Consider the following 6,218-nt stretch of genomic DNA (forward strand, 5'->3'; position numbering starts at 1 on the left):
ACCAATTTTTTTATTTTTTAAGAACCAGATGATTGAAAGGAAGATTTCAAATGATAGCAAACCGAAATGCAGAGAGAGAATATAAATATAAACAAATTTATCAACAAATAAAAAATCAAATTTTATCTGGTATCTATAAGCCGCAAGAAAAGCTTCCATCAAAACGGCAATTAGCGGAGCAATCAGGAGTCAGCACTAACTCTATTATCGTTGCATTAGATCAGTTACTTGCTGAAGGCTATATTTATAGCGTGGAGCGAAAGGGATATTTTGTGGAGGATATTACGCTTTATGTAGCAGATGAAAAAGAAGTTAAACCTTTACCAAAACATTTGAAAGAAACAAGGATATCTTCTTCAGACATTATTTCATTTTCACATATGAGTGCAAATATGGATTTATTTCCATACAAAGAATGGTTAAAGTGTGAGCAGAAGGCGTTGAAAACATTTCATCATGAACTTTCGTTTATGTCGCACAATCAAGGACCAATTGAAGTTCGTCAAACTTTAGCACAATACATAAGCTTTAATCGAGGAGTACGCTGCGAACCGGAACAAATTATTTTTCATTCCTCAAGTCAAGCGCTCGTTTCACAATTATTAGAATTATGCGGTGACAACAAATCCATTGCATTAGAAAATCCTGGGTATGCTCGCTATTATGAGTTGATTCAACGAAAAGGATGGAAAGTTCATACTGTACCTCTCGACGATAGTGGATTCCAAATTGAAGCCATTCAACATAAAGACATTGGTCTACTTTACACAACGCCGTCACATCAATTTCCTACAGGTATTATTATGCCTGTATCACGTCGTTTTGAATTATTAAATTGGGCAAATGCCAAAGAGGGGCGCTACATAATCGAGGATGACTACGATAGTGAGTTCAAATACGGAACAAGTAATATCCCTTCCCTTCAAAGTCTTGATCGTAATAATCGTACAATTTATACAGGAACATTCTCTAAGACGTTATTCCCTGGTATTCGTATTAGTTACATGGTGTTGCCACCAGAATTATTAGAGGTCTATCGTGAAAAATTCGATTACTTACTACCACAATGCAATACATTGAACTTATATACATTACTTTATTTTATAAAAGATGGCTTCTACCAAAAGCATCTTCGCAAAATGACACATCATTTTGAAGCGATGCGACAAAAGCTTATTAAAGAGCTAAAAAGAACATTCAAAAATGACATAAACATATTAGATGTTCCAGCCGGCTTACATTTTCTCGTTAAAATAAAGACGACACGAGATTATGAAGAAATTACCGCGAGAGCAGAGAAAGCTCGTATTCATTTTTTTAATATTAAAAGATTTTCATTAAGTGAAATACAAGAACCTGATGATGAACATAGCTTTATTATCGGCTTTGCAAGCTTGAAGGAAGAAGAAATGAAAGAAGCTGTTCAACGACTCTTTACAACTATTAAAGGATCGTAAAATGAAAAATAGATAGTCTTATATGATATGTAGCATGCTTTCTCAAAAACAAAAATTAACTTTACATCACTATCTCTTTATAATGAAAAACAAGTTGCTTCTTGTTAAAAAAGGCAATTTTAATGAAAGTGAGGATATTGTGATGAGAAGATATTTGAGTATCGTTTCATTAATGTTGTTCTTCTTGTTAATCGTTTTAGGTTTTATCACTCCACAAGTATTGAATCCATTACCTGATTCTTGGGACATAATTATATTATTATTACTACTACTAGGTTCATTTCTCACTGCATTATTTAGTAAAAATGGTCTTTTAAAAATAATTGCTCTAATTATTTCTTCTATCGGAATGTTAGTTTTATTAGTCTTAACTCTAAACGCTATCGGCATAATGATATTTGGTAACTTTGGGACGTAGAAGGAAATCAGAGTAATCGTTTTCTATCATGTCCTTGATAATATAAAATGCTCAGAAATATTGTTTATCAACATTTCTGAGCATTACTGAACGCTATTTCCATTAATGATACCGACGTGGATTTTAATCTAGAAAAGTTAAGACTTTCAAACATCAAAACACTGTCACTAACACTTAATTAGAAAGTTTTTTTGATTATCTATTATCAAGGCGCTGAAATTTACTTTCCTTTCTTAACCTCATTCAGCAAGTCTGGGAAGTTTGTAAACATTCCTGTTACACCCCAGTCAATTAGCTGCTGCATTCTTTCTTTGTCATTTACTGTATATGGGTGAATTTCAAGTCCACTGTTGACTACCTTTTGTATATATTCTTGATTTAAATACGTGTGGTTTGGTCCCACTCCAATCGCATATTCCTTAATCTTTGCGATTTCTTCATCTGTTATCACTGCATTCTTTTTATAGGATAACAATTGAATTAGTTTCAGAGATGGATCCATTTCATTCATTATTTTCAGACTATCAGCACTAAATGATTGAAGAAGTAATTTCTGTTTATTGATGTCATACTTATCTATAAGACGTAAAAGTTCTTTTTCCATCCCAGGGTATATGTCAGGTGATTTCGTTTCGATATAATAGCTAGCATTCTTTCCGAACTTTCGAAAAATCTCTTCAAGAGTTGGTACTTGTAATCCAACATACTCTGACTTAGCATATTGTGGATATGCTTCATTAAACCAGCTTCCAGCATCCAAATGTTTGATTTCATCTAGTGTATAGTCTTTTACAAGGCCTGTCCCATCTGTTGTGCGATCCAACTTTTCATCGTGCATAGCAATTAATTGGCCATCCTTTGTCATCTGTAAATCGATTTCAATATAGTCGCCATGCATTTTTTCTCCCATTTGATAGGAAGTAATTGTATGTTCAGGAGCATAACCAGAAGCACCACGATGTGAGACATTTTCGATATCCTTATATTTTTCTTTAGCCATAGCTGTTCCTCCATCTGTTGTCGCAATCCCCCCGACTAATACCAGAGCACCAAGAGCAGATAACCATTTTCTTTTCAATTCCAACATCTCCTATCTATTCTAATAGACTTCTATTCAAGAATAACAGGAGAATATTAATCTCTTTTAATTATCTTGTAAATGTTGGTAAATAATATATATAGAGAGAAATGATAGTTTTACCGTAATTCTAATTACCCTATTCCATTTTCACTAAATTTATTGGTTTTTCTTATTAAAAGAACAAAACGCAATGAATCTCCCCTTAATTTATACCATGAGAAACGATTAGAGGAACAAGATTTCTGCTAAATATGATCATAGTTCAAAAAAACAAAAAAGAACGTCTAACTCTTATTACACCTTCGGCAAATTGAATATCATCTATTTCATTTCCAACAACTTCAGAAAGCCTTACACCAGTATCAAAAAGCAAATAAATAATTGTATAATCTCGTAAACCTGATTAGTAAACTACTATTAAGAAAGCCGATTTTTTATAGTAGACGAGAGTATAGCACAATCATTCATATTAAATCTTTCATATACTTTCATAAATTTATTTTTTGAAAGGATGATGTATATGGGAATAACACCGTATATGATTGATTTGGGTACACTCGGGGGAACATTCAGTGAAGCTCATGATATAAATGAACGTGGACAGATTGTGGGATTTTCGACTACGGCTAATGATTTGGAATTCCATCCTTTCCTATGGCAAAACGGTGTGATGACCGATCTCGGTACGCTCGGAGGAACATTCAGTTTTGCTTCTGATATTAATAACCGTAAACAGGTTGTGGGAGATTCGGAAACGGCTGATGGGGAAGATCATGCATTCCTATGGAAAAAGCAGATGTGAGCGAGCAATTATTTTTTCAAATTCAAGTATAAGATTTATGTATATCGGCAGTTCTTTAGATAGTATATTTACTTTACCTATTTTTTTCTCTTAAAAACAAACAGTCGAACCGAATCATTGACGTTGATGAAATTACTATGTCTAAATTCCAAGAGTTATTTACAACAATCCGTCCAATCCATATGGATTGGTTTTCTACAGTTCTGCCTCAAAATATAAAGTCATCAGTAATTCAAATGCAAATAAACTCCTGAAAATATTCTAGTGGATCTTGGAACTGGGCCAATCACTGTACATGGACTAAGACACACACATGCATGCATGTGTGATGCTTTACAAAAAGATATCCATTTTCTATGTAATAAAATGTAAATTTGATAAAAAAGGAAATCGTGAAAAAGATAATTTCCTTCCTTTTAACGCTCGAGCGACTAACAATTATGGTGACCGTAATGCTATGGCTTACGTTTATAACCGCTTTATGAACCCAAACGAAAAAAAGTTTTTTACATCTCGTGGCGTAAATGTAAACGAGGATTTATTGGCAGTATCTGATTTAATACAATTCATCTTTAGGGGTTGTATCAGAAATGGCGAACCAATGAATTGTTATATTCCTTCAGAACGAATGAGAAGCTTATTGAAACAATGGGCGAATTTCGAAGTTTAAAATACTTGAATATTAATATACAAAGCCTCTTGTAGTACAAGAGACTTTTTTGCATAAACAGTAATTAATGTCAGTTACCGTTCGTTTGCAGTGTTATCATACGTTCATTTTATACGGGACTTGGTGGAGTAACGACAAAATCAGGCATATTAAACACATTCCCTATCTGTGGTACACCAGCTGTGTCGATACCAACCATGCTGATTCGACATGGGTTAGGTGGATATATTGATGATGCTGAAAACGGACCTGTCACACGTGCTTCAAACATAGGGGCACCTGGTAAAAAAGGTGAACTGAAAAAGGCATGGACCGCCAATGTAGACTGGGGAGAAATCGTAAAAGTAACAGGTACTGCGTTACAGGTTGGATCAGATAATGGATCACAAGATGATACTGATGGTTGGATACCAACAGGTGTTGCTGGTGCTCCACATATAAACGCCATTTTAGCGGTCTCTTGATTTAAACAATTCGTACGGTCAATGACGGAAACGGTGACTGTCTGTGGTTTGTCCGATACATTTAAAACATTAACCACAACCCTCTCCGTATTAGGATTTCGCCAAACTGGACCTGTTGTCAAAGTAATTGGCTTAGAAGGCTTTGGATTAGAAGACTTTGGCATAGAAAACACCTCCTCTCTATCAGTCTACCATTATAGTATTCGTGATAGAGAGGTAAAGAAACGGCACATTGCCCCTGGAGATATCAAATATCAGGTAACCAAATATTTAAGCTCTCATGATAATATTTGAATGTATGTGGCCTCAAGTTCCTCAGTTTACAATCTTCGTAAAACAGTTTTATAGCTTCTTCATCTGGGGCAACAAAAATATTCTTTGTTGCTATATGTAATTCTTCTTGTGATAATAGATTTCTTCGTTTACTCATTGCACACTACTCCTCGCACACTATTTGTAATTATTCAGTAGTACAAGGGAAAATAAAAAGACTCCACAGAATGAACTGTGAAGTCTTGATATACCAACGTTGCTCGTTGATTATAGGATACCGGTGGTCGGGGTCGAACCGACACTCCAAAGGAACACGATTTTGAGTCGTGCGCGTCTGCCAATTCCGCCACACCGGCATATTATTATTAGAGTTATTATTTTTAAATTTAATGGAGGCGGCAACCGGATTTGAACCGGTGATAAAGGTGTTGCAGACCTGTGCCTTACCACTTGGCTATGCCGCCTTAGTATTAATTTAAATGGAGCGGAAGACGGGGTTCGAACCCGCGACCCCCACCTTGGCAAGGTGATGTTCTACCACTGAACTACTTCCGCATATTTAACTGGGGTACCTGGATTCGAACCAGGGCATGACGGAATCAAAATCCGTTGCCTTACCGCTTGGCTATACCCCAATAATGGGGCGACTGAAGGGGATCGAACCCTCGAATGCCGGAACCACAATCCGGTGTGTTAACCACTTCACCACAATCGCCATTATATAATTTTAAATACATTGTTTGTTTAATGAAAATAAATGGGGCGACTGAAGGGGATCGAACCCTCGAATGCCGGAACCACAATCCGGTGTGTTAACCACTTCACCACAATCGCCATTATATTGGTTTTTTCATTAAATTTATAATTGGCAGGGGCAGTAGGAATCGAACCCACATCAAAGGTTTTGGAGACCTCTATTCTACCGTTAAACTATGCCCCTATATAATAAGTATTAAATATGGTGGAGGGGGGCAGATTCGAACTGCCGAACCCGAAGGAGCGGATTTACAGTCCGCCGCGTTTAGCCTCTTCGCTACCCCTCCGAAAACATGG

General features: G+C 36.0%; 7 protein-coding genes, 8 tRNA genes and 1 pseudogene. 4 read left to right on the plus strand and 12 right to left on the minus strand.

Annotated elements, in window-relative coordinates; genetic code table 11:
• Positions 1–50 precede the first annotated feature (50 nt).
• Both gabR and ACIQ4I_RS16470 read left to right on the plus strand, forming a co-directional pair.
• Positions 51–1,457, plus strand: a complete 1,407-nt coding sequence (gene gabR, locus ACIQ4I_RS16465) for a MocR-like transcriptional regulator GabR (protein ID WP_403097977.1) — start codon at positions 51–53, stop codon at positions 1,455–1,457.
• A gap of 142 nt (positions 1,458–1,599) precedes the next feature.
• Positions 1,600–1,875 (plus strand): histidine kinase, encoded by a 276-nt coding sequence (locus tag ACIQ4I_RS16470; RefSeq protein ID WP_403097978.1) that lies wholly within the window; start codon positions 1,600–1,602, stop codon positions 1,873–1,875.
• A gap of 220 nt (positions 1,876–2,095) precedes the next feature.
• Here the strand turns inward: ACIQ4I_RS16470 and ACIQ4I_RS16475 are convergent, their stop codons facing one another.
• Positions 2,096–2,962, minus strand: coding sequence for a glycerophosphodiester phosphodiesterase (locus tag ACIQ4I_RS16475; protein WP_403097980.1), 867 nt, complete (start codon positions 2,960–2,962; stop codon positions 2,096–2,098).
• A 256-nt stretch (positions 2,963–3,218) separates the two neighbouring features.
• A pseudogene (locus ACIQ4I_RS16480) lies at positions 3,219–3,341 on the minus strand (hypothetical protein); the annotation flags it as partial.
• Positions 3,342–3,476: 135 nt separating this feature from the next.
• Here ACIQ4I_RS16480 and ACIQ4I_RS16485 point away from each other — a divergent pair.
• Positions 3,477–3,758 (plus strand): hypothetical protein, encoded by a 282-nt coding sequence (locus ACIQ4I_RS16485; protein WP_403097982.1) that lies wholly within the window; start codon positions 3,477–3,479, stop codon positions 3,756–3,758.
• A 328-nt stretch (positions 3,759–4,086) separates the two neighbouring features.
• Positions 4,087–4,428: a hypothetical protein gene (locus ACIQ4I_RS16490; protein WP_403097984.1), complete on the plus strand. Its 342-nt coding sequence runs from the start codon at positions 4,087–4,089 to the stop codon at positions 4,426–4,428.
• Between the two features lie 109 nt (positions 4,429–4,537).
• Here the strand turns inward: ACIQ4I_RS16490 and ACIQ4I_RS16495 are convergent, their stop codons facing one another.
• The 10 genes from ACIQ4I_RS16495 to ACIQ4I_RS16540 form a co-directional block, all read right to left on the minus strand.
• Positions 4,538–5,056, minus strand: coding sequence for a hypothetical protein (locus ACIQ4I_RS16495; RefSeq protein WP_403097986.1), 519 nt, complete (start codon positions 5,054–5,056; stop codon positions 4,538–4,540).
• 83 nt (positions 5,057–5,139) lie between these two features.
• On the minus strand, positions 5,140–5,322 hold the full coding sequence (locus tag ACIQ4I_RS16500) for a hypothetical protein (RefSeq protein ID WP_403097988.1): 183 nt from the start codon (positions 5,320–5,322) through the stop codon (positions 5,140–5,142).
• 118 nt (positions 5,323–5,440) lie between these two features.
• A tRNA-Leu gene (locus tag ACIQ4I_RS16505) sits at positions 5,441–5,521 on the minus strand.
• Positions 5,522–5,555: 34 nt separating this feature from the next.
• Positions 5,556–5,629 (minus strand) — tRNA-Cys (locus ACIQ4I_RS16510).
• Between the two features lie 16 nt (positions 5,630–5,645).
• A tRNA-Gly gene (locus ACIQ4I_RS16515) sits at positions 5,646–5,720 on the minus strand.
• 8 nt (positions 5,721–5,728) lie between these two features.
• Positions 5,729–5,800: transfer RNA gene (locus tag ACIQ4I_RS16520), tRNA-Gln, on the minus strand.
• Between the two features lie 4 nt (positions 5,801–5,804).
• Positions 5,805–5,880: transfer RNA gene (locus ACIQ4I_RS16525), tRNA-His, on the minus strand.
• 43 nt (positions 5,881–5,923) lie between these two features.
• Positions 5,924–5,999: transfer RNA gene (locus tag ACIQ4I_RS16530), tRNA-His, on the minus strand.
• 32 nt (positions 6,000–6,031) lie between these two features.
• Positions 6,032–6,105: transfer RNA gene (locus tag ACIQ4I_RS16535), tRNA-Trp, on the minus strand.
• Positions 6,106–6,124: 19 nt separating this feature from the next.
• Positions 6,125–6,208 (minus strand) — tRNA-Tyr (locus ACIQ4I_RS16540).
• Positions 6,209–6,218: the final 10 nt, after the last annotated feature.

The sequence above is a fragment of the Rummeliibacillus sp. NPDC094406 genome (assembly GCF_044763875.1).
Lineage (GTDB): Bacteria > Bacillota > Bacilli > Bacillales_A > Planococcaceae > Rummeliibacillus.

What these genes read in the sequence shown, in the direction of transcription:
- gabR (WP_403097977.1), top strand. Translation starts at nt 51, where the DNA reads ATGATAGCAAACCGAAATGCAGAGAGAGAATATAAATATAAACAAATT.
- ACIQ4I_RS16470 (WP_403097978.1), top strand. Translation starts at nt 1,600, where the DNA reads ATGAGAAGATATTTGAGTATCGTTTCATTAATGTTGTTCTTCTTGTTA.
- ACIQ4I_RS16475 (WP_403097980.1), bottom strand. Translation starts at nt 2,962, where the DNA reads ATGTTGGAATTGAAAAGAAAATGGTTATCTGCTCTTGGTGCTCTGGTA.
- ACIQ4I_RS16485 (WP_403097982.1), top strand. Translation starts at nt 3,477, where the DNA reads ATGGGAATAACACCGTATATGATTGATTTGGGTACACTCGGGGGAACA.
- ACIQ4I_RS16490 (WP_403097984.1), top strand. Translation starts at nt 4,087, where the DNA reads ATGCTTTACAAAAAGATATCCATTTTCTATGTAATAAAATGTAAATTT.
- ACIQ4I_RS16495 (WP_403097986.1), bottom strand. Translation starts at nt 5,056, where the DNA reads ATGCCAAAGTCTTCTAATCCAAAGCCTTCTAAGCCAATTACTTTGACA.
- ACIQ4I_RS16500 (WP_403097988.1), bottom strand. Translation starts at nt 5,322, where the DNA reads ATGAGTAAACGAAGAAATCTATTATCACAAGAAGAATTACATATAGCA.